This is a genomic window from Actinoplanes sp. HUAS TT8, from assembly GCF_051380535.1.
Lineage (GTDB): Bacteria > Actinomycetota > Actinomycetes > Mycobacteriales > Micromonosporaceae > Actinoplanes.
In genome coordinates this window covers 2,394,761-2,419,847 of sequence record NZ_CP195646.1, presented here as the reverse complement: position 1 = coordinate 2,419,847, position 25,087 = coordinate 2,394,761, and the positions used below count along the sequence as shown (strand labels likewise).

General features: G+C 71.0%; 20 protein-coding genes. 12 read left to right on the top strand and 8 right to left on the bottom strand.

Features of this window, described 5'->3' with window-relative positions; genetic code table 11:
• The first annotated feature begins 82 nt into the window (after positions 1-82).
• From ACSHV8_RS10580 to ACSHV8_RS10560, 5 genes are all read left to right on the top strand, one after another.
• Positions 83-547 (top strand): GNAT family N-acetyltransferase, encoded by a 465-nt coding sequence (locus ACSHV8_RS10580; RefSeq protein ID WP_436531828.1) that lies wholly within the window; start codon positions 83-85, stop codon positions 545-547.
• Between the two features lie 12 nt (positions 548-559).
• The gene (locus ACSHV8_RS10575) at positions 560-1,114 is read left to right on the top strand and encodes a GNAT family N-acetyltransferase (RefSeq protein WP_436531826.1); all 555 of its coding nucleotides are present in this window, start codon (positions 560-562) and stop codon (positions 1,112-1,114) included.
• A 315-nt stretch (positions 1,115-1,429) separates the two neighbouring features.
• On the top strand, positions 1,430-2,521 hold the full coding sequence (locus ACSHV8_RS10570; RefSeq protein WP_436525318.1) for an IS630 family transposase: 1,092 nt from the start codon (positions 1,430-1,432) through the stop codon (positions 2,519-2,521).
• A gap of 229 nt (positions 2,522-2,750) precedes the next feature.
• Entirely contained in the window at positions 2,751-4,976 is a 2,226-nt protein-coding gene (locus ACSHV8_RS10565; protein WP_436531824.1) for a hypothetical protein, read from the top strand.
• 65 nt (positions 4,977-5,041) lie between these two features.
• The gene (locus ACSHV8_RS10560; RefSeq protein ID WP_436531822.1) at positions 5,042-6,313 is read left to right on the top strand and encodes a serine hydrolase domain-containing protein; all 1,272 of its coding nucleotides are present in this window, start codon (positions 5,042-5,044) and stop codon (positions 6,311-6,313) included.
• Here the strand turns inward: ACSHV8_RS10560 and ACSHV8_RS10555 are convergent.
• Complete coding sequence (locus ACSHV8_RS10555; RefSeq protein WP_436531821.1) at positions 6,306-7,220, bottom strand: SDR family NAD(P)-dependent oxidoreductase; 915 nt, start codon at positions 7,218-7,220, stop codon at positions 6,306-6,308. The two genes, ACSHV8_RS10560 and ACSHV8_RS10555, sit on opposite strands and share 8 nt — an antisense overlap.
• Before the next feature lie 100 nt (positions 7,221-7,320).
• Between ACSHV8_RS10555 and ACSHV8_RS10550 the strand changes: the two genes are divergently transcribed.
• Entirely contained in the window at positions 7,321-7,992 is a 672-nt protein-coding gene (locus ACSHV8_RS10550) for a TetR/AcrR family transcriptional regulator (protein ID WP_436531819.1), read from the top strand.
• 118 nt (positions 7,993-8,110) lie between these two features.
• Positions 8,111-8,521 (top strand): cupin domain-containing protein, encoded by a 411-nt coding sequence (locus ACSHV8_RS10545; protein ID WP_436531818.1) that lies wholly within the window; start codon positions 8,111-8,113, stop codon positions 8,519-8,521.
• 50 nt (positions 8,522-8,571) lie between these two features.
• On the opposite strand, the gene ACSHV8_RS10540 is transcribed toward ACSHV8_RS10545, so the two are convergent.
• Positions 8,572-11,418, bottom strand: coding sequence for a BTAD domain-containing putative transcriptional regulator (locus tag ACSHV8_RS10540; protein WP_436531816.1), 2,847 nt, complete (start codon positions 11,416-11,418; stop codon positions 8,572-8,574).
• Between the two features lie 121 nt (positions 11,419-11,539).
• Here ACSHV8_RS10540 and ACSHV8_RS10535 point away from each other — a divergent pair, with 121 nt between their 5' ends.
• Complete coding sequence (locus tag ACSHV8_RS10535) at positions 11,540-14,200, top strand: LuxR C-terminal-related transcriptional regulator (protein ID WP_436531814.1); 2,661 nt, start codon at positions 11,540-11,542, stop codon at positions 14,198-14,200.
• A 4-nt stretch (positions 14,201-14,204) separates the two neighbouring features.
• Here ACSHV8_RS10535 and ACSHV8_RS10530 read toward each other — a convergent pair whose 3' ends face one another.
• Positions 14,205-15,011, bottom strand: a complete 807-nt coding sequence (locus ACSHV8_RS10530; protein ID WP_436531813.1) for a class I SAM-dependent methyltransferase — start codon at positions 15,009-15,011, stop codon at positions 14,205-14,207.
• A gap of 36 nt (positions 15,012-15,047) precedes the next feature.
• Between ACSHV8_RS10530 and ACSHV8_RS10525 the strand changes: the two genes are divergently transcribed.
• Both ACSHV8_RS10525 and ACSHV8_RS10520 read left to right on the top strand, forming a co-directional pair.
• Complete coding sequence (locus tag ACSHV8_RS10525) at positions 15,048-16,271, top strand: MFS transporter (RefSeq protein WP_436531811.1); 1,224 nt, start codon at positions 15,048-15,050, stop codon at positions 16,269-16,271.
• Positions 16,272-16,483: 212 nt separating this feature from the next.
• Entirely contained in the window at positions 16,484-16,930 is a 447-nt protein-coding gene (locus tag ACSHV8_RS10520; RefSeq protein ID WP_436531809.1) for a DUF2690 domain-containing protein, read from the top strand.
• Positions 16,931-16,936: 6 nt separating this feature from the next.
• On the opposite strand, the gene ACSHV8_RS10515 is transcribed toward ACSHV8_RS10520, so the two are convergent.
• Positions 16,937-17,986, bottom strand: coding sequence for an aldo/keto reductase (locus ACSHV8_RS10515; RefSeq protein ID WP_436531808.1), 1,050 nt, complete (start codon positions 17,984-17,986; stop codon positions 16,937-16,939).
• Between the two features lie 77 nt (positions 17,987-18,063).
• Between ACSHV8_RS10515 and ACSHV8_RS10510 the strand changes: the two genes are divergently transcribed.
• Both ACSHV8_RS10510 and ACSHV8_RS10505 read left to right on the top strand, forming a co-directional pair.
• Positions 18,064-18,585 (top strand): TetR/AcrR family transcriptional regulator, encoded by a 522-nt coding sequence (locus tag ACSHV8_RS10510; RefSeq protein ID WP_436531806.1) that lies wholly within the window; start codon positions 18,064-18,066, stop codon positions 18,583-18,585.
• 90 nt (positions 18,586-18,675) lie between these two features.
• Positions 18,676-19,674 carry an NAD-dependent epimerase/dehydratase family protein gene (locus ACSHV8_RS10505; protein ID WP_436531805.1) on the top strand — a complete coding sequence of 333 codons (999 nt, stop codon included), beginning with the start codon at positions 18,676-18,678 and terminating at the stop codon, positions 19,672-19,674.
• Positions 19,675-19,684: 10 nt separating this feature from the next.
• Here ACSHV8_RS10505 and ACSHV8_RS10500 read toward each other — a convergent pair whose 3' ends face one another.
• The 4 genes from ACSHV8_RS10500 to ACSHV8_RS10485 form a co-directional block, all read right to left on the bottom strand.
• Positions 19,685-20,860 carry an LLM class flavin-dependent oxidoreductase gene (locus ACSHV8_RS10500; RefSeq protein ID WP_436531804.1) on the bottom strand — a complete coding sequence of 392 codons (1,176 nt, stop codon included), beginning with the start codon at positions 20,858-20,860 and terminating at the stop codon, positions 19,685-19,687.
• Positions 20,857-21,993, bottom strand: a complete 1,137-nt coding sequence (locus ACSHV8_RS10495) for an LLM class flavin-dependent oxidoreductase (protein WP_436531802.1) — start codon at positions 21,991-21,993, stop codon at positions 20,857-20,859. The genes ACSHV8_RS10500 and ACSHV8_RS10495 overlap by 4 nt, the downstream gene beginning before the upstream one ends.
• Positions 21,994-22,070: 77 nt before the next feature.
• Positions 22,071-23,480 carry a hypothetical protein gene (locus ACSHV8_RS10490; RefSeq protein WP_436531800.1) on the bottom strand — a complete coding sequence of 470 codons (1,410 nt, stop codon included), beginning with the start codon at positions 23,478-23,480 and terminating at the stop codon, positions 22,071-22,073.
• A 114-nt stretch (positions 23,481-23,594) separates the two neighbouring features.
• Complete coding sequence (locus ACSHV8_RS10485) at positions 23,595-25,001, bottom strand: FAD-binding oxidoreductase (RefSeq protein ID WP_436531798.1); 1,407 nt, start codon at positions 24,999-25,001, stop codon at positions 23,595-23,597.
• Between the last annotated feature and the right edge of the window lie 86 nt (positions 25,002-25,087).

The following is a 25,087-nucleotide window of genomic DNA, read 5'->3' as shown; positions in this document are numbered from 1 at the left end:
GACGTCAACCTACGACCGGGCAGTGGAAAAGTTGTTTACCGGCGAGCGCGCGAACCTCAACCGGACCGGGGACCATGGCACGATGGTGGACATTCGCTCTTTCCGGACCGACGACGCGGCAGCCGTGAGCGGCATCGTCGGGCGGTGCCTGCGCGAGATCAACAGCCGCGACTACCCGGCCGAGATCATCACGCGGATGTGTGCGCACTTCACCCCCGAGCGGATCGAGCAGCTGGCCGGGGAACGGCAGATGGTCGTCGCCGTCGAGGCCGACACCGTCGTCGGCACGGTGTCGCGGGACGGCAACAAGGTGTTCACGATGTTCGTCGAGCCGGCGATGATCGGCCGCGGGGTGGGCCGCCGGCTCATGAACCACATCGAGGCGCTGGCCGCGGCCGACGGCCACGACCACATGGAGACCGGCGCCAGCATCACCGCCCACGAGTTCTACCTGCGGCTCGGATACGCGGACGTGCGCACCAGCGAGACCGAGTTCGGCTTCAACTACATCCTGCGTAAGCCGCTTGCGGCCCGGATGCCCGAATAGGATCATCCGCGCGTGCCCCCGACAGAACAGCAACTGCTCCTCCGGCCGTGGACCGACGACGACGCCCCGGCGGTGCTGTCGGCGTTCGCGGCCGACGACATGACCGGCCAGGCCGGCGAACCGATCACCGACCTGGCCGCGGCCGGGCGCTGGATCGCGAACTGGCGCGCGGCCGAGCAGGCGTTCCCGTTCGCCGTCGTGTCCACGGGCCGGGTCGTCGGCCACGTCGCGGTCAGCGCGGTGGACCGGCGGCACGCGACCGGCTGGGTCTCCTACTGGACGACGCGCGCCGTCCGCGGCCAGGGGATCGGCACGTCGGCCACGGCCGCGCTGGCCGCGTGGGCGTTCGCCGAGCTGGACCTGTTCCGGCTGGAGTTGGGGCATCGCGCCAACAACCCTGGCTCGTGCGGTGTCGCGCGGGGAGCCGGTTTCCTGGTCGAGGGCCTGGAGCGGGCGAAACTGGCCTACGACGGCGTGCGCTTCGACGTCGAACTGCACGCCCGCCTGCGCACCGACCCCGCACCCGCGGTCCGGCATCCCTTCACAGTTGACCACCGGCACGCCTGAGGCGAACCCCCGGCGCCTCGCGGCACCATCAAGGTCTCACTCTCGATCGACGCCGAGGGCATGTCACCCGTTCGGATGTTTTGCGAAGTAATATTGATCGATACTCTCCTATCCCGACTTCGCCAAGTATTAGCTTGGCGTCCGGGTGGCCCGTCTCAGCACCCTCGGCGGTGCGCTGCCGGTTCGATACCGTGAGGATCCGAGAGTGAAGAAGCTAGTGCCTCGTCTTTGAACGTTGGCCGTGTAATCCGTCGGTTCTGAGGCCGTTTCGGGCAGGCTGTTCCTCTCGCGTTGTGGTGTGGGAGGTGATGCCGGGTGGGACGACGCCCGGAAGTGTTCGTGCGGGCACTGTCGATGGCCGAAGGTCAACGGCTGCAGAAGATCACGCGGACTGCGAAAAACCCGGTCAAGCTGCGCCGGGCGATCGTCGTGCTGATGTCCGGCCAGGGCCAGCCGGCGCCGGACATCGCGTACCTGCTCAAGGCCACCGAGGACTACGTCCGCGACGTGATCCACGCGTTCAACGAGCGGGGGTTCGACGCGCTGGACCCAAAATGGAGAGGGGGCACACCGAACAAGATCAGTGAGCCGGTCCGCGACTGGATCTGCGTGATCGCCCGATGTGACCCCCGATTCCTGGGCCAGCCGTTCTCCTGCTGGTCGCTGTCGAAGCTGCGTGACTACCTGATCGAGAGCGGCCGGGTCGCCACGATCAGTATCGAGACGGTCCGGCGGATCCTGCACGAACGCGGCGTGACCTGGCAGCAGTCGAAGACGTGGAAGGCCAGCAACGACCCGGACTTCACCGCCAAGATGCGCCGGGTCCTCGACCTCTACGACCATCCACCGGCCGGCGGGCGGGTCGTCTGCGTCGATGAGTTCGGGCCGCTGAACCTGCAGCCCCGGCCGGGCAAAGCCTGGAAACCACCGGGCAAGCCGGTCCGGCTACGGGCGACTTACCACCGTGACCACGGGGTCCGGCACATGATCGCCAGCCTCGACCTGGCCACCGGGAAGATCCACTACCGGATCAGGGACCGGAAACGCTCGGGCGAGTTCCTCGCCTTCCTCAAGAGCCTGCGACGCCGCTGGCCAGGACAGACGCTGCACCTGATCCTGGACAACTTCTCCCCGCACAAGCATCCGACCGTCCGGGCCTGGTGCCAGGCCAACGACATCGACCTTGTCTTCCTGCCGACCTACAGCTCGTGGCTGAACTGGATCGAGGCCGAGTTCGCCGCCCTGCGCTACTTCGCCCTCAACGGCACCGACCACCGCACCCACGCCGAGCAGGACACGGCGATCGGTGACTACATCCGCTGGCACAACCAGCGAGCCCGTCCGAAAACCGGATACGCGACCGAGTCCAAGATCCGCCACCCGGATTACCCGTTCAAGGCCGCATGACGAGGCACTAGTGACCGCGGTAGTACTTGTTGGGATCGCGACCGCGCTCAGCTTCATAGCAGCGAAAAAAGAATGGCCGGAGTATCGCAATTACCCGGCCGCGAATCTTACACCCCCGCCCCCGGATTGGGTCGGCCTTCCCGCACCCACCTCACGAAAAGCGACAACTACGGTAGAGGTATCCACCACGGCGCACGGATATCGGTACAGCACCGTCTCGCAAGTTGTCATGGACCACGACGATCCGTTGCTGGCATCGATCGAGGACGGGACAGCCGGGTACCCGGATCAGGTTGCCCTCTACCTGCTCGGATTCCACCAAGGAACCTACGATGTGCCGCTGGTCGTCGAACGCCCCGAAAGCGCCCGCACAGCCACCGTAACCCTCGCCGAAACGCCCTGGGAATGGGCCGAGGACAACGATCACATCTCACTTCAGATCGAAGCCGGACCGGCGGTGGTCACCGCCCAAGTCAACTCTCGTGCCCTAACCGTGAAGTATCACGGCCTCCGGATTACAGCTGTCACGGGACCGAAAGCGGCCAGCCGAGGCGAGCACGATGCACGGTTCACCGGCCCACCGGACAACATCACCATCGATGCCGAAAGGATCGAACGCCGTTCGCCGCAGTCGTTGTATTTCTTCAGCAACATCGGGGAGACAGCTTCATCCCTGGCGCCCGGAAACATCTTCAGTGGGCTGGCGCTGCTCGTACCGCTGGCCGCCTTCCTTTTACTGTCACCACGCGGCGGGCGGGGCATTCCGGAAGCAATGATCGTCGCCGCACTGGTAATCGTGGTATGCAGCCTGGCCGCGGTGTCGAACACGACACCCGGAATCCGGGGATGGCTGGGCCAACTCTCGGTTGCCTTCATCCTGGCGAGCCCGCCACTCGCCGCCCTTCTCCTCCGCGCAGGATCACATCGAGAGGGTGTCACGGTCGCGGTCGCTTCGCTGTTCGGTTCGGCGATACCGTTCCTGTTCATTCCCTCCGTCATCCCGGATATATGGCGACTCGGGCTGCTGGTCGCCGGCGCCGCACTGGGTGCCGGACTGGCCGGGACGGCGAAGGGTTGGCGGGCAGTACCGTACGGCACAGCGGCGGGAGCCTTGCTCGTGTCCGGCACGCTGCTGGCGCCGTATCTATTCGAGACCGCCTACATCACCGAGACAACCACCCTGGTTCTCACCATTTGCGGGCTGGCCTGGATCCCGGCACTGCGGGCTCTGCTGCCACGGCCGCTCGTAGCCGCACCGTTCATGGCGGCCCTGCTATTCCTACCTCCGCTGGCCACCCTCCGAGACTTCCGGCCGGTGCTGGCCGGAAACGGCATCTTCATCGACAGCTACCTGCGGTTCAGCAACCTCTTCGTCGCACTGATGCTCCTACTGATTCTGGTCGTGCTCGTGTCGAAGCTCCGGCAAGCCGGGCAGACAGCGACGGCTCTTGGAAGTCCGCAGGTGAGGGCGGCGGGAATTACGTTCGTCGTCGCCGGATCCATACCGCAGACAGCCGACCATATCGGAGCTTTGCTCGCCTCTTGCGTCCTCGCTGTAGGAATGGCCTGGGTATTGCCGAAGTCTCGTCTGACCGAGGCGGCCGAACTTGCAGCAACCACCACGACCGACCACATGGCATTGCTGGAGCGGGAATCCTGGCAGCGTCGTATGCAGAAGGAGGCCGCAAAGGCGTTTCGGGACCGCCTGCCGGACGTGGCCTCAAATCCGGTCAGGCCCAGCGTCGTCAAGCTGCAACAGGCCCAGGAGGCAATCGACGAGGCGGCCGCGTTGGGCCGCTACACGGCTGTGGCCAGTTCCGGATTGCGCACCTCCGGAGGGAGCGGCCCGTGGACATGCGCGCTGGGAACCCTCGGTATCGCCGTCATCATCGCCGCACCGATCATCGGATTGGAGGTCGCGGCCCTGGCTGATCAGTTCGCCGTAGGCGATATGCAGTGGTGGCCCGGAATCACGCTCCTGGCGACCATCCGCTACATCGCACGCTGGCTGATCTACGCAGTCGTCTTCGGCTACTTCTACCCGCTGCTCCGCGGTCGCACGCCGGTCATCAAGGCGTTCAGCGCCGTTCTGGCCGTGCTCCCCGCCGAGTTGCTCAACCTCGTCCTCGTCGATGCCCCCGCCAAAGTCTTCGCCCTCGCGGCCTCACTCCGCGTCGGCCAGGTCGGCGGATTCTTCGTCGCACTAGGCCTTTTCTGGGAATGGCGGCTCGCTCGTCAGGCAAACCTGCCATGGAGTCGGGTGCGCGACTTCCGATCAGCCCGTTCGCTGGCGACACCGGTCACCACCATCATCGTGGCCGGTGGCACCGCGCTGGCCACAGCGGTCGCCGGACTGGCTGTCTCGTCCATGCTTCAACCGGCAGCGCCAAGCGGCACCAACACCAATCCCATCCCGGCCGTCACTCCGTCGGCCGCACCGCCGTCCCCCAAGTAGAGCGCCTGGAGAACGGAGCACTTACACCCGATTAGCCTGGCCCGACGAGCTGGAATCTGGGCGAGTTGCTCGCCGAGCACGACGTGCCCGGCGCCCAGGTCGCGGTGCTGGCCGGCGGGGAGATCCGGGACGAGGCGGCCGGTGTGCTGAGCGTGCACACCGGGGTCGAGGTCACGACCGACTCGGTGTTCAAGATCGGGTCGATCACCAAGATCTGGACGGCCACGCTGCTGCAGCAACTGGTCGACGACTCCGTGCTGGATCTCGACCGTCCGGTCCACGACTACCTGCCCGGTTTCCGGCTGAGCGACCCGTCCGCCACCGCCTCGCTGACCGCCCGCCACCTGCTCACCCACACCGGCGGTGTCGACGGGAACCATTTCGTCGACACCGGCCGGAACGCCGATGCGGTCGAGCGGTTCGTCGCCACCCTCGCCGACGCCGACCATCTGTTTCCGCCGGGCGCCGTCTTCTCGTACTCCAACAGTGGTTTCGTGATCCTCGGCCGCCTGGTCGAGGTGCTGCGTGCCAAGCCTTTCCACGACGTCCTGCGGGAACGTCTGGTGACCCCGCTGGGCCTGCACACCGTCGCCACCGACCCGTACGAGGCGATTCTGCACCGCGCCGCCGTCGGTCATGTCACGGCCGACGGGAGGACGGTGCCGACGAAGGACTGGGCGGTCTCCTACTATTCGGCGCCCAGCGGCTCCCACCTGGCGATCAGCGCCCGTGAGCTGCTGGAGTTCGTCGGCCACCACCTGACCGATCCCGCCCTGGCGGCGCTGCGGGAACCCCAGGTCACCTCGGTCCCGGATTTCGGCGGCGGTGCCCTCGGCTGGGGGCTCGCCTGGATGCTCTACCGGGACGGGGTGGTCGGCCACACCGGGGTCGCCAAGGGACAGAAGGCGTTCCTGCGTGTCGTCCCGTCCGCGGGTGTGGCGGTCGTGGTCCTGACCAACAGCGCGGCGGCTGAGCCCTTGGCCTACGAGATCTTCGGTGCTGCGCTGCGGGATCTCGCGGGGGTCGAGACGACTCCTCTGCCCGTTCCGCCGCCGAACCCGGCCGGGATCGACCGGGACCGCATGTGCGGCACGTACCGCTCCACCCTGTACGACGTCACCCTCGCCACCGAGCACGACCGCGCGTTCCTCACCTACCGCCCGCGAACCGAGGCCGGATCCGAGAGCCGCGTCGAGGTCGTCCGCCTCAACGAAGACTCGATCATCACGGCCGAACCGCGGTCCGGCGTCCACGAGGTCCTGTCCCTGGTCGGCTCGGACGAGCACGGCCGCGCCCGGTTCCTGCACAACGGCGCCGCCGCCCACCGCATCAGCTGATCGCGACCGGCGCCGGGAACGTCACCCCGGTCAGCTCCTCGGAGACGGCCCACAGCCGCTGCTGGACGGCCACCTCGTACGACTCCGGGCTGGACGTGACCAGCCGCGGGTGGCCCAGGATCTCGAAGCGCCCGCCGGGGCCGTAGTACTGACCGCCGAACACGGCCGGGTCGGTGGCCGCGCGCAGGCTCGGCAGCGCGCCCATCGCCGGGGTCTGGGTGATCAGCGGCGCGAGCAGTTCGAGCGGAAGCCGCAGGGCCGCGGGCGTGTTGCGGGCCAGTTCGGTGCTGGACACGCCGGGGTGCGCGGCCACCGCCACGGTGGTGCCGTGCCGGGCCAGTCGGCGCTGCAGCTCGTAGGTGAACATCAGGTTGGCCAGCTTGGACTGTCCGTAGGCGCCGACCCGGCTGTACGACCGCTCCCACTGCAGGTCGTCGAAGTGGATCGCGGCCCGGATGCGGTGCCCGGTGCTGCTGACCGTCACCACGCGCGAGCCGGGCACCGGCAGCATCAGGTCCAGCAGCAGCCCGGTGAGCGCGAAGTGGCCCAGGTGGTTGGTGCCGAACTGCATCTCGAAGCCGTCCCGGGTGGTCCGCTTCGGGGTGTACATCACGCCGGCGTTGTTGATCAGCAGGTCGATCCGGCCGAGGCGGGACCGCAGTGCCCCGGCGGCCGCCCGGACCGAGTCGAGCGAGGTCAGGTCCAGCGCCTGCACGGTGACGTCGCCGGGCATCTGGGCGGCGGCCCGTTCGCCCTTGTCGGTGTCGCGCACGGCCAGCACCACCGACGCGCCGCGCTCGGCCAGGGCCTTGGCGGTCTCGAATCCCAGCCCGGTGTTGGCGCCGGTCACCACGGCGATCCGGCCGTGCTGGTCCGGGATGGCGGTGGTCGTCCAGTTCGTGGTCATGTCCGGCTCCCCTATTAACGTACCGAAGGTATCTTGCGAGAACAACGCTAAAGTACTCGCGGTACGTTGTCAACGTACCGGAGGTACGTAAGTTAGGCTGGTGATCGTGACTTTCCAGCGGGCGCGAACCGAGGAACAGCGGGAGATCCGCCGCCGGGCGATCCTCGACATGGCATCGGCGATGCTCGACGAGATGCCGGTGGCCGCGGTCACCCTGAACGAGCTGAGCCGCCGGGTCGGCCTGGCCAAGCCCAACGTGCTGCGCTACTTCGAGTCCCGCGAGGCCGTGTTGCTGGAACTGCTCGACCGCTTCCTGGGCGAGTGGCTGACGGAACTGGCCGGCGAGCTGGCCGCCGGTGTCGACGAGGCCGGGCCGATGACCGAGCGGGCGACCGCGGTGGCCGAGATCCTCAGCCGCTCGCTCTCGGCCCGGGTGGTCATGTGCGACCTGTTCGGCGCGCAGGGCGGCGTCCTGGAGCACAACGTCTCGGTCGAGGTCGTCGCCCGCTACAAGCGCGCCTCGCTGGCCCGCCTGACCACCATGACCAGCCTGATCCAGAAGTGCCTGCCCGAGCTCGGCGAGGACGCGACGCTGTTCAGCCTGCAGACCATGGTCGTGGCCGGCGCGCTCCCGGCCTACAGCACTCCCCCGCCCAGCCTGCAGGCCGCCTATCAGGCCGAACCCGAGCTGGCCCGCTTCCACCTGAACCTGCGGGACGCCCTGCGGCTGTCCCTGACCGCAACCCTGCTCGGCGTCCTGCCCCGCGGCTGACCGAGGGCGATCCAGCGCGCATTCACTGATCGGTCACTGTCCCCCTTTACCGTCGGACACGTCCATATCGACGAGGGGAAGATCTTTGAAAAACCGGACGATCCTTCGCAGTACGGTCGTGAGCGCGGCCGTCCTCACGGCCACGGTGACGGTCGCGGCCCCGGCCCTGGCCACGCCACCCGGCCCGGGCGTCAGCGGGACGATCATCTCCCAGACCACGGTCGGCGGCACCGACTACATCCTGCGGGAGATCACCATCCCGGCCGGGCAGGCCACCGGCTGGCACTTCCACCGCGGCGAACTGTACGGCCGGGTCAAGCAGGGCACCCTGAGCCACTTCGACGCCACGTGCGCCTCCGACGGCGTTAACCGGGCCGGCAGCTTCATCAAGGAGCCGGCCGGCGAGACCAACGTGCACATCGGCCGCAACCTGGGCAAGGTCCCGGTGATCCTGGACGTGCTCTACGTCCTGCCGACCGGCTCGCCGCTGTCGGTCGACGCCCCGAATCCGGGCTGCGACTTCCAGTAGTCCGCCCGGGTGGCCGGGCCTGCTCCCGATCGAGCAGGCCCGGCGCCGGGTCATGGCATCTTCGCCGCGAGAGTTCGCAGCTCCGCGCGCATGTGACGGGGCCCGCCGCCCTGGAACGAGTCGAGGACCTCGCTCGCACGCCGGAACGCCTCGCCCGCACCGTCGGGGTCCCCGGTGGTGAGCAGCAGCTCGGCCAGACTGCGGAACGCCTCGAAGTGGTAGGGGCCCTGCCCGACCGAGCGGGCCGCCTTCACCGCCAGTCGCAGCTCGTGGACGGCGTCGTCCGGGCGGCCCAGGTCAACCAGGTTGTGGGCGATCGAGACCCGGATCATCGCCTCCTCGTGCCGGCGGCCGACCCGCAGGTTGAGGTCGAGGGCCTGGTCCAGCACCCGCGCGGCCCGCTCGTGCTGGCCGAGCCGGGCCAGCGAGCGGCCCACGCAGTCGAGGCTGCGCACCTGCTGCGTGTCGTTGCCGTCGGCGCGGCCCAGCGCGGCCGCCCGCTCGGCGTGGTGCAGGGCGCTTTCATGATCGCCCAGGGCGGTGTAGGCCGCGTGGAAGTTGATCTCGGTGAGGGCCTGTTCCAGCAGCATGCCGCGGTCGACGAAGACGCGCAGCGCGGCGTTGAGCAGGTCGAGGGTGTCCTGGCCGGCGCCGAGGAACCAGCGCGCGCCGGCCAGGCTGCGCAGCACGTGCGCCTCGCCGACCACGTCACCCCGCTCGCGTGCGGCCCGCAGCGCGTGGCCCATCACCTGCTCCCAGTCCTGGAAGTTGCCGGACCACTCGAAGGACTGCTGCATGGTGATGGCCAGCTGCCAGGGCACGATGCCGTCGCCGAGGTCGGCCGCGACCCGTACCGCCTCCTTGAGGACCTCGCGGTGCCGGTCGAACCAGGCGATCGCCTCCGCGTAGCTCCCCGGTCGTTCCGGGCGCACGCCCGGCTCCGGCGGCGGGGGCGCGATCGGCGGCCGGTTCGGTTCGAGCATGACCTGCGCGTTGAAGCTGCTGTGCAGGTAGTGCTGGAGCAACCGGGTCGTCGCGGCGCGCTGGTCGGTCACCGGATCGACGATCCGGAAGAGCTCTTGCGCGTACGCGGTGACGAGCACGTGCGAGGTGAAACACCCGTGATCGTCCTCGGACACCAGCGCCGCCTCGGTCAGTTCGGCCAGTTCGGCGCCGGTCCGGCCGGCGTCCTGCCCGGACAGGCTGACGCACGCCTCGACGGTGATCCCCGGGGTCAGCGCGACCGACAGCAGCCGGAACAGCCGGGCCGTGTCGGGCTTGAGCTGCCGGTAGGACCAGGCGAAGGCCGTACGCGGATCGGTCAGTCCCGGTCCTTGCGGGAACGCCGCGAGCCGGTGATCGCCGTCGCGCAGCTCGGCCGCGACCGACGCCAGCGACAGCGTGGACCGCACGCACAGCCGCGCGGCCAGGATGGCCAGGGCCAGCGGGAGCCGGCCGCACAGCTCGATGACGTCGTCGAGGACCACCGCGTCGGCCGTCCGGGCGGCGGCGCCCCCGGCCATGGCCAGCCGGGTGGTCAGCATCTGCCGCGCGTCGGGCAGCCCGGGTACCTCGGCCCGGTAGAGCCGGGCACCGTCGGAGGCGGCCAGGCCGACCAGCGGGCGCCGGCTGGAGATCAGCACGAGACTCTCGACCGAGCTGGGCAGCAGCAGCCGGGCCTGGGCGGCGTCGCGTACGTCGTCGAGCAGCAGCAGGATCCGCTTGCCGGCGGTCAGGCTGCGGTAGACGCCGATGAGCGCGCCGTACGTGTCCGGGATGTCGGCGGTACGCAGACCCAGGCCGTACAGCAGCGATCGCAACGCGTCGTCGGGGGCGACACCGCCGTCCTCGTCGTCGTGCCCGCGCAGGTCGAGGTAGAGCTGCCCGTCGGTGAACCCGGCCGCGACCTGATGGGCGAAGTGGGTGACCAGCGTCGACTTGCCGACCCCGCCCAGGCCGTCCACGGCGATCACCATCGGGCCGGCCCGGCGGCTGTCACGCATCCCGTGCACCAGGTCGTGCAGGACGGCCAGCTCGTGCGCGCGGCCGACGAACATCGGCTGGTCCGGCGGCAGCTGCGCCGGGCGCACCCGCGGGGCCGGGACCACCTCCGCCGCCGGCGGGCCGGCGGCCGTCCGGGTCAGCACCCGGTGCTGGGCCTCCTGCAGGTCACGCCCGGGGTCGAGGCCCAGTTCGTCGGCCAGGTGCTCGCGCAGCGCCCGGTACACCTCGATCGCCTCGGCCTGCTGGCCGTCCGCGCCGAGCGCGGTGACCAGCGCGGCGTGCACCGGCTCGTGCAGGCGGCCCATCCGCGCGGCCAGCCGCAGCGGCCCGAGCACCCGGGACGGCCGGCCGGTCCGCACGGCCACGTCGGTGGCGGCGACCGCGGCGGCGAAGAACTCGCCGTCGATCGCGGCGAACGCGGCCGTGGCCCCGGTCGTGTCGGCCAGGCTGTCCCCGGCCGCCCCCTGGCCCAGGGCGAGCGCCGCGGTGTAGTCGTCGAGCGCCTCGTCCGCCCGGCCCGCCCGCGCGGCCTGCCCGGCCCGGATCACCAGAGCGCGGAACGCGACCAGGTCCAGGATCTCCGGACCGGCGGTGAGCCGGTATCCGGTGGCGTGCCGGGTCAGGAACGTGCCCGGCGAGCGTGGGGCCAGGCCGGGTTCGAGCCGGCGGCGCAGCGCCCCGATGTACTTGTGCACCACGTTGACCGCGCTCACCGGCGGCCCGGAGCCCCACATCAGGTCGATCAGGTCGGCCATGCTCAGCGGGCGGCCGGCCTGGGCGGCGAGCAGGGCCAGCAGACAGCGCTGCTGGCGGGGGCCGGCGTCCACCTCGCGGTCGCCGCGCCACACCCGCAACGGGCCCATGATCTGCAACCGCACCGCTGACCCGGTCAAACGACGTTCCTCCCCCACGACGATCCACGAACGTAGCCGGTGCCGGTGAAGGAACTCTTTACCGCGACTGGACCGGTGGGGGCGGCTGTTCAGTGCCGATTGCAGCGTTGCAAGATGAGTCGTGAGCAACATCGTCGGGCGCGACCAGCAGATCAGCCGGATCGAGAGGTTGCTCGACGAGGCGGACGAGCGGCGGGGCGCGGCCCTGGTCCTGCGCGGCGAGGCCGGGATCGGCAAGTCGGCGCTGCTCACCCACGCGATCGGGCGGGCCCGGGAGCGCGGGCTGCGGGTGCTGACGGTCACCGGGGTGCCGGCCGAGGGCCAGATCCCGTACGCGGGACTGGACCATCTGCTGCGCCCGGTGCGTTCCGTGCGGGCGGGCGGCTTGTCGCCGTACACGCAAGCGGTTGAGATCTTGAAAATGCTCGGCGAGCCGGATCTGACGACGCTGCTGGCGATCGAGGACGCGCACTGGCTGGACGCCGCGACCTGGGAGACGCTCGCGTTCCTGAGCCGGCGGGTCGAGTCCGACCGGATCGCCGTGCTGATGGCCGTGCGCGACGGCGAGGACGTCGACCGGCGGCTGGCCGCGGCCGGGCTGCCCGAGCTGCCGCTGGAACCGCTCGGTGACACGGACGCGACGGCGCTGCTGGACGCGACCGCGCCCGGGCTGGCCCCGGCGCTGCGGGCCCGGGTGCTGGACGAGGCCGCCGGCAACCCGCTCGGCCTGGTCGAGCTCGGTGCGGCGGCGGCCCGGTCCGGCGGGTCGGCCCTGCTGCCGTCGTCGCTGCCGTTGAGCACGCGGGTCGAGCGGACCTTCGGTGGCCTGGTCGCCGACCTGCCGCCGCTGACCCGGCGGCTGCTGCTGATCGCCGCGCTGAACGACGGCGGGCGGCTCGACGAGATCCTGGCCGCGGCAGCGATCGTGACCGGGCAACCGGTGCCGGCCGAGGCCGTGCAACCGGCCGTGACGGCCCGCCTGATCACCGTGGACGAAGGCTATGAGCTGCGTTTCCGTCATCCGTTGCTGCGGTCGGCGCTGCGCCAGCAGGCCCCGGCGGGCGATCGGCGGCGGGTGCACGCGGCGCTGGCCGAGGTCCTCGACGGGGTTCCGGAGCGCCGGATCTGGCATCGGGCGTCGGCCGCGGCTGGGCCGGACGAGGAGCTGGCGCGGGAGCTGACCGACGTGGCCACCGGCGCGGCGCAGCGGCAGATGGTCGCCCTGGCGCTCGCCGCGGCCGGGCGGGCGGTGCAGCTCAGCGAGGATCCGGCCGCGCGCGGGCGACGCCAGATCTGGGCGTCGACCCTCGCCCACGAGCAGGGTGACGGGGACACCGTGCGGCGGTTGCTGGACGAGATCGACGCCGGGGCGCTGCGCCCGGCCGACCGGGCGCGGCTGACGCTGATGCGCGAGACGTACTTCCCGAGCGCCTGGTCCGGGCCGGAACGGCTGATGGCCTACGCCGATCTGATCGACACCATGCGCCGCGACGGCGACCCGGAGCTGGCCGTGCGCGCGCTGTGCGAGATCAACCTGCGGGTCTACTACTCGAACGTGCCGCCGGAGATCCGGGACCGGTACACCGAGATCACCCGGGCGCTCGGGCTGCCCGAGGACGATCCGGCGTTGACGATCGTGCTGCCGCTGATCTCGCCGGTCGAGCACGGCGCGATCGCGCTGCGGCAGCTGGAGAGGCTGGTACACCGCGCCGACCTGACCCCGGTGACGCGCAGCGACCTGGCCATGGGGGCGTGGGCGATCGGGGCGTACGAGATCGCCGGGACACTCGCCCTGTCCGCCGTCGCCGACCTGCGCGCCCAGGGCCGGGTCGGGGTGCTGGCCCAGGCGCTCAACACCGCCGCCTCGGCCTACGCGGGCCTGGGTGACACCCGGGCCGCGCTGCCCCTGGTGGCCGAGTGCATCGCGCTGGCCGACGAGATCGGGCAGCCGATGTGGTCGCTGGGCGGCAGCCTGATCGCCGCCCTGGCCGAGGCGCTGCGCGGCGACGTGACGTCCGCGCGCCGCCGGGCCGACGCCGCCGAGCAGGTGTTCTTCGCGGCCCGGCGGCTGCCGATGCTCGCGCTGGTGCAGCGGGCCCGCGGGGTGGCGGCGCTGGCCGAGGGGCACGCCGAGGACGCGTTCCAGCAGCTCATGCGGGTGTTCGAGCCGGGTGACAGCGCGTACATGCCGTACCAGCAGCTGCTGTTGCTCGGGCACCTGGCCGAGGCCGCGTGGCTCGGCGGCTTCCTGGACGAGCTGCGGCCGATCGTCGACGCGCTGGAGCCGATCGCCGCGCGCAGCGGGTCACCGGCGCTGCGGGTGGGGCTCGGATACGCGCGGGCGGTGCTGACCGAGGATTACGCGAGCGCGCTCGCCGAGGACCTGACCGGGTGGCCGTTCGACCGGGCGAGACTGCAGCTCACGTACGGGGCGACGCTGCGCCGGGCCTACCGGGTGGCCGAGAGCCGGCCGCTGCTGCGGGCCGCGGCGGCCACGTTCGACGCGCTCGGTGCCACGCCGTGGGCCGACCGGGCGCGCGGTGAACTGCGGGCGACCGGCGAGACCCGCCGCAAGCCGATGGACGCCCTGGCCGCGCTGACCCCGCAGGAGCAGCAGATCGCGCAGCTGGCCGCCCGCGGGCTGAGCAACCGGGAGATCGGCGAGCGGCTGTTCCTGTCGCCGCGCACGGTCAGCACCCACCTGTACCGGATCTACCCGAAGGTGCAGGTCAGCTCGCGGACCGAGCTGGCCCGGGTGGTCGACGCCTTCGGCGTGGCCTGACCGGTCAGAAGCGGAAGCGCACGATGCGGCTGGACCGGGTGAACCCGGGCAGCAGGTTCAGCAGGCGGTAGATGCGGCGAACGGCCGGGGGCGCCTTGGCCCGCAGCACCGGCGAGTCGTTCATCGACGCCTCGTCGACGAATCGGAGCCGCGGATGCCATGCGGCCGGCGCGGCCGGGTCGTCGAAACCGCAGTGGAACACGGCGTTGTACCGGCGCCCGACCGGGTCCCACTTCGAGGCCCGCCAGGCCGACACCGACACGGTGTCGAACAGGATCTGCCCGGCCGGAAACGCATCGACGACGCCGGTCAGCAGCCGCCGGGCGTCGTCCTCGGTCAGGTACGGCACCAGGCCCTCGGCGATCATCAGCGCCGGCCGGTCCCGGGGAACGCGGTCGAGCCAGGTGAGGTCGGTGACGTCGGAGCCGATGAGCGTGTCGTGCTCGCGCGCCGGCAGGAACTGCTCGCGCAGCTCGACGACCGGCGGGAAGTCCAGGTCGAACCAGTCCACCCCGGTCGGTGGATCGACCCGGAACACCCGGGCATCCAGGCCGCACCCCACGTTCAGCACCACGGCGTCGGGATGGTCGGCCAGGAAACTCCGGGCCCAGTCGTCGAAGATCTTGGCCCGGACCACGGCCGACAGGCCCAGCTGACTGGCCCCGAACCGGCCCTTGTCGTAGTCGGGGTCGAGGCGGCGCATCGTCCGCTCGGCGTACTCGTCGCCGAGAATCGGGTCGGGCAGGCGATTGTCCAGCGCCTTCGCCTTGAGGACGGGGCTCAGGGTCTTCTGGACTCCGACGAGTGCCACGTCGAAGACGATACTCCTGCGTCGATATCCTGGGGCGTGCTCGTCTCCCCGTCGCGCCGGTTGCTGGCCGCCTCGTTCGTGTCCCAGGTCGGCAACTGGCTGACGTTCGTCGGTCTGGCCCAGCACGTGCAGAGCCAGTACGGCTCGGCCGCGACCGCCGCCGCGTTCGTCGCCCAGAGCCTGCCGAGCCTGGTGTTCGTGCGGGCCGTGGTCGAGCGGATCCCGGCCCGGCGGCGTCCGGGCGTCTACTACGCGACCCAGCTGGCGCTCGCGGTGCTGAGCCTCTCGCTCGTGGCCGGCACGCCCCTGCCGTACGTGCTGGTGTTCTTCGCCCTGTCGGCCCTGCTGCGGGGCATCGCCAATCCGCTGTACATGGCCCTGGTCGGGGAGTGGGTGCCGGCCAAGGAGCGCCAGTCGGTCTACATCGCGCTCGGGGCCATCGGCTCGGTGACCCTGGCCCTGTCGCCGGCCGTCGGCGGGGTCATCGCCGCGCTGTTCGGGCTGCGCTGGCTGGTGGTCATCGACGCGGCCAGTTTCCTGCTCGGCCTGGCCGTCCTGGTCACCGGGCCGGCCTGGAAGCCGGTGGCCGAACCGGGCCGGCCGGAGTCGCTGTTCACGCTGCGCCGGCTGTTCGGGCGGCCGGCCGAGCTGGCCGGGTCCCGCGCGCGGGCGCTGACCGCATGGACCTGGCTGAGCCTGATCGGGGCTGCCCTCAACGCCGTCGAGCTGCCGGTGTTCGCCGTCATTCATCACTTCGACACCCGGCACTTCGGGTACGCGTTGTCCTGTTACGGCATCGGCGGGTTCGCGACGCTGCTGCTACGCCGGTTCGTGGCCGATCGCGAACGGCTGCTGCCGTGGCTGGCCGGGGCCTACCTGGCGTCGATGGTGGCCTGGGTGTTCGGCGGTGACGCGGGCGCGTACGCCGGATTCCTGATCGCCGGACTGACCTACGGACTGATCAACGGCGTGCTGCGGGGCCTGCTCGACCGCACCGCCCAGGCCGGCGGCGTCGACGCCGTGCCGCTCTGGGCCTGGGCGAACCAGGTGGTGATCATCGCGAACCTGGCCGTCTACGGCACCGCCGCCGCGGCGTTCGCCATCGGCCTGGCCCCGGTGGCCGGCGCGCTCGTCATGATCGGATTCTGCGCGGCCTTCGTGGCCCAGTCGGCCCGCGTGATCGCCGTCCCGGACGATCAGTCGGTGGCCACGAGCGCGGCCGACGATCCGCCCCGACCAGCGACGGAACGACCGCGGTAGACCCGGCCGCCGCCAGTTCGGCGGCGACCGGGGCCCACGTCCGCGGCCCCAGCAGCAGACTGTGCACCAGTACGAAGGCGGGCTCCACCCGACGATCCGACCACATCGCCGCCACCGGGTATCGGCCGGTCGGCGGACCCTGAAAGCAGAACTATTCCTTCCGTACGCCCGCATTTAGGGTCAGAAAGAATGTCCGGCCGGAAGGATTCCCGATGAAGGTGGCATCCGCCCTCGCCACGGCGACGCTGGCGATCGGCGCTCTGCTCTCGCAGGGTTGGACGGACGGCCCGCACGCGGCCACCGCTCCTTGGGCGCCGCACTGCGACGACGGTCAGCGCAGCACCGCCGCCAACTGGGCGGCGACCGGCCAGTTCGTCACCGCGAGGGTGGTGACCTGGGTGGACGGGACCGGCTTCAACCGGGTCGAGTTGCGTTACAACAGCGCGGCCCGCTGCGCGTGGGCCCGGTACAACGGCGGACAGCCGGCCGAGGTGTACCTCGATCGTTCCACCGACGGTGGCGCCCACTGGGTCGGCCCGAAGGGCTCGTCGGGCCCGGCCCGGTCGGCCTACACCGGCGCCTACAACGACTACCGGCCGAACGTGGCCCGGGCCTGCGCCGACTACCGGGGCCGCCCCCACTGCACCGACTGGTACTGACGCCGGTCAGGCGTGGGCGTAGCCGGGGATGCTGTCCCGGATCCGCTGCATCTCGGCCTCGTCGGAGATGCCCTGGAAGTCGTACCGCGGGGTATACGGCCGCTGCAGCGCGGCGATCTCCTCGTCGGTGAGCCGGATCTCCAGGGACGCCACCGCGTCGTCGATCTGAGCGACGGTGTTGGCCCCGACCAGCGGCGCGGTGACCACCGGATTGCTCCGCAGCCAGGCCAGCGCGATCTGGGCCCGGCTGACGCCGCGCTCGGCCGCGATCTTTCCGACGGCGTCGACGATCGCGTGGTTGGCGTCCTGCTCGGCCGGCGAGTAGAGCATGTCGGCGTAGCCGCCGTCGGTCTCGGCGCGGGTCGTGGACCGCGCGTCGTCCCAGGCCCGGGCCAGGCGCCCGCGGGCCAGGGGGCTCCAGATGACCGTGCCCACGCCCTCGTCGAGGCAGAGCGGGATCATTTCGCGCTCCTCTTCCCGGGCCAGCAGGTTGTAGTGGTGCTGCATCGTCGCGAACCGCGCCCAACCGTGCTGTTTCTGCAGGTGCAGGGCCTTGGCGAACTCCCACGCGTGCATCGAACTGGCCCCCAGGTAGCGCACCTTGCCGGCCTTGACCAGGTCGTGCAGCGCTTCGAGGGTCTCCTCCCACGGCGTGGCGTTGTCGTTGCGGTGGATCTGGTAGAGGTCGATGTAGTCGGTGCCGAGCCGGCGCAGGCTGTGCTCGACCTCGGTCATGATCGCCTTGCGGGAGAGGCCGCTGCTGTTGGCCCCGGCCCGCATCGGGTGGCGCAGTTTGGTGGCGATCACCACCTCGTCGCGGTCGGCGAAGTCGCGCAGGGCGCGGCCGAGGATCTCCTCGCTGGACCCGTACGAGTACATGTTGGCGGTGTCGAAGAAGTTGATGCCGGCGTCCAGGGCGTGCCGGATGAGCGGCCGGCTGGTGTCCTCGTCGAGTGACCAGACCGGGTGGCCGCGGCCGGGGTCGCCGTAGGTCATCGCGCCGATGGCGATCGGCGACACGTCCAGTCCGGTCCGGCCGAGCTTGATGTAGCGCATGCTGCTCCTCTATCGTTGTGGAGAGGTCTCCACTAATTTAACGGAGACCTCTCCAGATAGCAAGTGAGGGAGCAACGATGGTCCGCTCGGACGCCCGCGAGAACCGCGCTCGCATCCTGGCCGCCGCCCGCGCGGCGTTCACCGAGGACGGCGACACCTCGATGAACCAGATCGCCCAGCGCGCCGGCGTCGGCCCGGCCACGCTGTACCGCAACTACCCGTCGCGCGAGGCACTGATCCTGGACATCTACCAGGACGAGGTCGGGCTGCTCATCGGCTCGGTCGACGAGCTGCTGGCCACCAAGACCCCGGTCGAGGCGCTGCGACACTGGACGACCGACCTGGTCGACGCGATGCGCAAGAAGCACGCCCTGGGCGCCGCACTCAGCCCGGACGCGCACAAGTCGATCACCGAGCAGACGTACGGACCGGTGATCGCCGCCATCACGCGACTGCTGGACGCCGGCAAGAGCGAGGGCAGCATCCGCGCCGACGCCGAGCCGGGCGACTTCCTGCAGCTCACCGGCGCGCTCTGGCGGGCCGCGCCGGACCGCTCGCAGCCCATCCTGGCGTTGATCCTGGACGGCCTGCAGAAGTAATTGGAGACTTCTCCACTTAACCGTTGACGAAGTGGAGAGGTCTCCATTACCTTGGAGTGACCGCACAAAACACTCCAAGGAGGGCAAATCATGGCTGACGTTCTGGTGACCGGGGGTTCGGGTTACATCGCCGGCTGGTGCACGCGGGCCCTGCTCGACGCCGGGCACTCGGTCCGCGTGACCGTGCGCGACCTGGCCCGCGAGCCGCGGATCCGCGCCACCCTGGAGCCGGGCGCGGACGTCCGAGTCGTCCGCGCCGACCTGGGCAGCGACGAGGGCTGGGCCGACGCGGTGGCCGGCTGCGACGCGGTCCTGCACGTCGCCTCGCCCACGCTGACCACGGTGCCGCGCGACGACGACGAGATGGTCCGCCCGGCCGTCGACGGCACGCTGCGGGTCCTGCGGGCGGCGCGCGCCGCCGGGGTGCGGCGGGTGGTCATGACCTCGGCGATCGGTGCGATCGCCTACGGGCACGAGCCTCGCGACACCCCGTTCACCGAGCGGGACTGGACGAACGTGGACGCGGGCGTGGGGCCGTACCAGAAATCGAAGACGCTCGCCGAACGCGCCGCCTGGGAATTCGCCGGCGGCCCGGGCCGCGGGCTCGAACTGGCGACGGTCAACCCCACGGGCGTGCTCGGCCCGGTCCTCGGCCCCGACTTCTCACCGTCGCTCGGTGTCATCTCCCGCATGCTCGACGGCTCGATGCCGGCACTGCTCAAGTTCGCCTCCGGCTACGTCGACGTACGCGACGTCGCCGCCCTGCACGTGCTCGCCATGACCGCCCCGGCCGCGGCCGGCGAGCGGTTCATCGCCACCGCCGGCCACAGCCTGTGGCAGCGCGACATCGCCGCCGTCCTGCGCGAACGCCTGGGTGAGCGGGCGGCCAAGGTCCCCACCCGCGAGATGCCGCTGTGGGCCGCCCGCGGCCTGGCCCGGGTCAACCCGCAGATGGGCTCGCTGCGCATGCTGCTCGGCCGCAACCTCGACGCCACCTCGGCCAAGGCGGAACGGCTGCTCGGCTGGAAGACCCGCCCGATCGAGGACACCATCGCGGAGACGGCCGAGAGCCTGCTCGCCCTGCGCTGATCGATGACGGTCACCAGTGGCCGCGCCGCCGCCACTCCTCGGCCAGCAGTTCGTACGAGCGCACCCGATCCGCGTGCCGGTGGGTGATCGTGGTGACCGCCAGTTCGTCGGCGCCGGTCGCGTCGCGCAGCTGTTCGAGCCGGTCGGCCACCGTCCGCGGCGAACCGACCAGCTGCGTCTCGATCCGGTCCCGGACCAGTTCGCGGTCGTCGTCGCTCCACTCGTGCCGGGCGGCGTCCTCGGGCGCCGGGAACGGGATCGCGCCCACCCCCGAGCGGATGCCGCGCACCCACAGCCCGTACCCGGAGGCGAGCACCGCGGCCTGCTCGTCGCTGTCGGCCACGACGACGTCGGCCGAGACCGCGACGTGCGGCGCGGCCAGGACCTCGGAGGGGACGAAGGCCTTCCGGTACGCCTGCACGGCGTCGAGCACGGTGCTCGGACTGTGGTGATAGCCGGCCACGAACCGCAGCCCGCGCGCACCGGCCACGGTCGCGCTGGATCCGCCGGACGCGCCGAGGATCCAGACCTGGACGGGCGCGCCCTCCCCCGGATACGCGTGGATCGGGGTGCCCGCCGGTGAGACGTACGTACCGGCCAGGAAGTCGAGGATGTCGCTGATCTGCGACTCGTAGTCGGGTGTGTACGCGCCCGGCTGCTGCAGCAGGTCGAGGAACGCCGCCACCTTGCCGCCCGCGGTCGTCAGCCGCGCGGTGAAGTCGTACTGCCGGGGCAGCAGCAGACCGTTGTCGGCGCGTTGCTCGGCGGTGTGCCGCCCGCCGCCGCGCTGCGCGGTGTAGGCGGAGACGGCCGCGGTGACGGCCGGCCCGTCGTCCGGTTTCTGCCGCCCGATGGACCGGCCCAGCCCGAGGTCGAGCCGGCCCGGGTAGGCGGCGTCGAGCAGCCCGAACTCCTCCACGGTGGCCAGCGGCTGCCGGTGCCCGAGCTGCACCCCGGCCGAGCCGAGCCGGATCGTGGCGGTGGCCGCGCCGACCAGGGCGATGGACACGGCCGGCGAGACACCGAGCACGCCCGGGTTCAGGTGGTGCTCGGCGAACCAGTAGCGGTGATACCCGGCGGTCTCGGCCCGCCGAGCGAGGTCGATCAGGTTGCGCACCGCCTCCCCGGTGGTGGTGCCGCTGCTGCGCGGGATCAGATCAAGAACGGACAGGGGTGTGGTACTCACGAGGTCCTCCCCTCGACCGCGCCGGCGGCGTCGGCGACCGTGCGCCCGTAGGCGGCCGGGCGTCCCCCGTACGGATCCTCGTCGCCCCACAGCGTCGTCGGCGCGGCCCGCCGGACCACCGGCAGCACCTCCGAGGCCAAGCGCTCCAGCATGGTCAGCTGCTGCTCGTGCGGGATCATGGTGGGCAGGCTGAACGACTGCAGGTCGTGCCCGAACGCCTCGTGGAACCAGAGGATCTTCTCGGCGATCTGCTGCGGCGACCCGACCAGCACCGGCCCGCGAGCGATGGCGTCGTCGATCGACGAGAACGTCGACTCGTTGCCGGGCGTGTGGTTGCCGGGCCTGTTGAAGAATTCGATGATCTTCTCGTACGTCGGCCCGAACGCTTCCCGCGCCTGCTGGGTCGTGTCGGCCAGATACAGGAAGCCGGCGCCCGCCCCGACGTAGGCGAAGCGCGGGTCGTGCCCGTGTTCGGCATACGTGCGCCGGTAGTGGTCGATCAGGACCGTGTAGTTGTCGCGCGGCTGGATCGCGTTGGCCGAGAAGAGCGGGTCACCCCAGGTTCCGGCCAGTTCGGCCGAGGTCAGGGTGGTCGCCGAGCCGTGCCAGACGCGCGGGGCGCCCGCGTACGGCCGGGGCAGGCTGGTCACCTCGTCCAGCGGCCCGCGGAAGCGGCCCTGCCAGGTGACCTTCTCCTCTCGCCACAGCCGGCGCAGCAGTTCGTACTTCTCGGCCAGCGCGTCCCACTGCTCGCCGTTCTCGATGCCGAACATCGGCAGCTGGCGCAGCTCGTTGCCTTTGCCGATGACCAGTTCGAGCCGCCCGCGCGACAGCTGGTCGACGGTCGCGTAGTCCTCGGCGACGCGCAGCGGGTCGAGGATGGACAGCACCGACACCCCGGTCGAGATCCGCACCCGGCTGGTGGTGGCGGCGACCGCCCCGAGCAGCACCGAGACCCCGCTGGAGAGGAACGCCCCGGCGTGCCGCTCGCCGATCGCCACCGCGTCGAAGCCGAACTCCTCGGCGTACCGGGCCGAGGTCAGCGCCTGCGAGAACCGCTCGTCGGGCTGGATCTCGCGCCCGGTCACCGGGTTGGTCAGGTTGGGAAGGATGTCGAGCACCTGAAACTTCACGAGTTACCTCCCGAGCGAGCCTGCCCCGAACCCTACTCTGCATACCCTATGGGCAATGTAGTGTTTAGGGCCACCCCTCAGGACACCGCGCCGGCCAGGAGGGTCTGGTACCAGGCGGCACTGGGCGTGTTCGTCGCCGGGTAGTTCGCCAGGGGGTTCGTGGCCAGGCCGGCCGAGTCGAAGTCCCAGCCGCGCACGCTGACCCCGGCCTGGCGCCCGGACAGCACGAACGACTTGTTCGACGCGGTCGCCGCCCAGAACACCGATCCGTCCTTGAGCGTGGCACTGTCTCCGGCCTGGTACTCGACGAACGCCAGCTGCGGCGCCCGGATCGCGGTGGCCGGGACACGGTCGGTGGCCGCGGTCAGGGTCCCACCGGCCACCGTCACCGACCGGCCGCCGGACGTCGCGGTGACGGTCGGGAAGCGGGCGTCGGACGTGGTGGCGTGCGCGCCCCAGGTGACCGAGGTAGCGCCGACGGTGCCCTTCCAGTCCCAGTTCTGGCTGCCGCTCTGGCTGCGGTGGATCTCGCGCACGGCGTTCGTGGCCGGGTCCGGGAACGCGATGCTCGGCAGCACCCCCGTGTCGTACTTGGCCGACGCCGACCAGGTGATCTCGCCCGCGTCGTCGAGTCGCCCGACGCGCGACCAGAGCGCGTTCCCGCTCGGCGCCTGGTGCACCTCGACCACCGTGCCGTCGTCGTTGATCGCCACCGCGGGCGTCTTGCCGGTGTCGTATTTTCCGTGGCGCCGCCAGGTCAGGCTGCCGTCCGCGCCGTAGACGCCGGTCCAGTACCAGAGCACGCCGGCGCCGTTGTCGTGCACCTCGACGACCTGCCCGCGCGTGTTGATCGCGACCGCCGGGTTGCTGCCGGTGTCGCGTTTGTAACTGGTGCGGGCCGTCGCGTTCCCGGACAGCACGGTCAGGATCCGCCCGCGCAGCGACGCGACCGGCCCCAACGCCCCGGGCGTGTCGAGACCACGGGCCAGACGGTCCCCGAAGACCTCACGCAGTTCGTCGTTCAAGGTCAGAAGATTGCCGTTCGCGTACGACGTACGCGCCGAAAGGTCGTCTTTGAGATCGAGAAGAACGGTGATCGGGGCAGCCGCCGGATGCCCCGCCGACCAACTGTTCACGGTCGTCAGCCAGGCGCGCAGCTGATCCCCGGCCGGGTTGCCGCCCGTGTGATCGACCTGGTCACCGGCCTCGCTGTGCCCGATCCGGTAGTCGCCGGCGGTCGCGTAGTCGCCGCTCCACACGTCGAACTCGAGGAAACGCACCCCGGCGTCGAGCTGCTGCGTGATCGAGCCCCGGGCGCCGGCCACGTTGCCCGAGTAGGAGTTGTGGGTGGCCCGGAAGATCGCCTGCGCGAACGGCAGGTCGGCGGCGGTCGTGGCGGCGTGGGCGATCTGCGGCACGGCGGCGAGCAGGGTCGCGGCGGTCGCCACGGCCGCGGCGTACCGCGCTCGCACCCGGAAATCGGTCATGGCCGAGACCATAAGAGCCATCGCCGTACGTCGATGATCGGGTCTTGAAACAGGAAGTTAAGAGTGTGCGCCCGCGGCGTGCGGCAGGGGGACACCACACGCCGCGGGAGTTCGTCAGCTCGCCGGCGGGATGTTGTGGTTGATCCGGAACAGGTTGGCCGGGTCGAACTCACGCTTGATCGCAGCCAGCCGCTCGTAGGCCTCGGGCGCGTAGGCCAGCGCGGCCGTCTTCTCGTCGGCGTCCGCCTCGAACATGAAGTTCAGGTAGCGACGACCGGTCGACCAGGGCTGAAGGGCGTCGATCAGCCGCTGCTCGTAGCCGAGCAGCGCGGGCGCGTCGGGCGGGCCCCCGGCCGCGACCAGGAACACGTTGAACAGCGTCTCGTCCCGGTTGCCGACCGCGTTCGGCACCTCCGGCGCGCGCCCGAGAGCGCCGCCCAGGTGCCGCACCTCGGCCAGGATCAGCGGCGACTCGGCGCCCGGCCCGGCCAGGCCCAGGATCGTGTCGACCGCCTCGGCCGGCAGTTCCCGCAGCAGCATCGCGTGCTCGTAGGTGGGCAGCGGGTCGACCGGGTCGTTGTGCACCGCGGCCACCGCCGCGTAGGGCAGGGCGCCGACCGCGTCGATGATCGGCGTGCCCAGCTTGCGGAACGGCTCGACCAGCAGTGCACCGTCGGACGGCCCGCCGAGGTAGGCGATGCGCAGGTGGGCGACGAGACGGTCGCGCAGCGGCTCGGGCACGAACGGCGCCGGCGGCAGGTGCAGCAGGCCGACCGAGGCGGTCATCTCCTCGGGCACGGTCTTCACCCACTCGCGGAACAGGTGCAGCACGTCGCCGGCGAGCTCGCCCGGGAAGAAGATGCCGCCGCCGTAGAACGCCTCGATCGGGAAGACCGCGAACTCGATGGCGACCACGACACCGAAGTTGCCCTTGGCGCCGCGCAAGGCCCAGAACAGGTCGGGCTCACTGTCGGCGGTCACGTGCCGCAGCTCGCCGTCGGCGGTCACCACGTCCAGCGCGGTGACATGATCGGCCGCGTAGCCGTGCTTGCGGCCGAACGGGCCGAGGCCACCGCCGAGCGTGTAGCTGACCACGGTGACGGTCGGCGACGAGCCGTTGAGCCCGGCGACGCCGAGCTTGGCCGCCTGCTCGATGAAGTCGGCCCACCGGACGCCGGCCTCGACCCGCGCGCTCATCGCGTCGGCGTCGATGTCCAGCCCGGTCAGCCGCCGGGTGGTGATCATGACCGAGCCGGCCGAGGACACCGAGCTGCCGTGGCCGGCGCCGAGGACCGAGGCGGGCAACTGGTGGGCGGCCGCGAACCGGACCGCCGCCTGGACGTCGGCCGCGGTGGTGGCGCCCACGACGACGGCCGGCCGGTGCACGACGGTGAGGTTGTAGGTGGCGATCTCGTCCGCGTAGCCCTCGTCCTCGGGCACAAGGACGGGACCGGCGACCGCCGCCCGCAACGCGGCGAGGTCGTCCGCGGAAGTGACGCCGGAAGAGTGGAGTGTGCTCACGAGAAACGGCCTTTCGGAAGTACGTGGCCCGGCGGGTGCCGGACAACTCGACCATTGAGCCGTCTCGACGTCGACGAAGGTTCGAC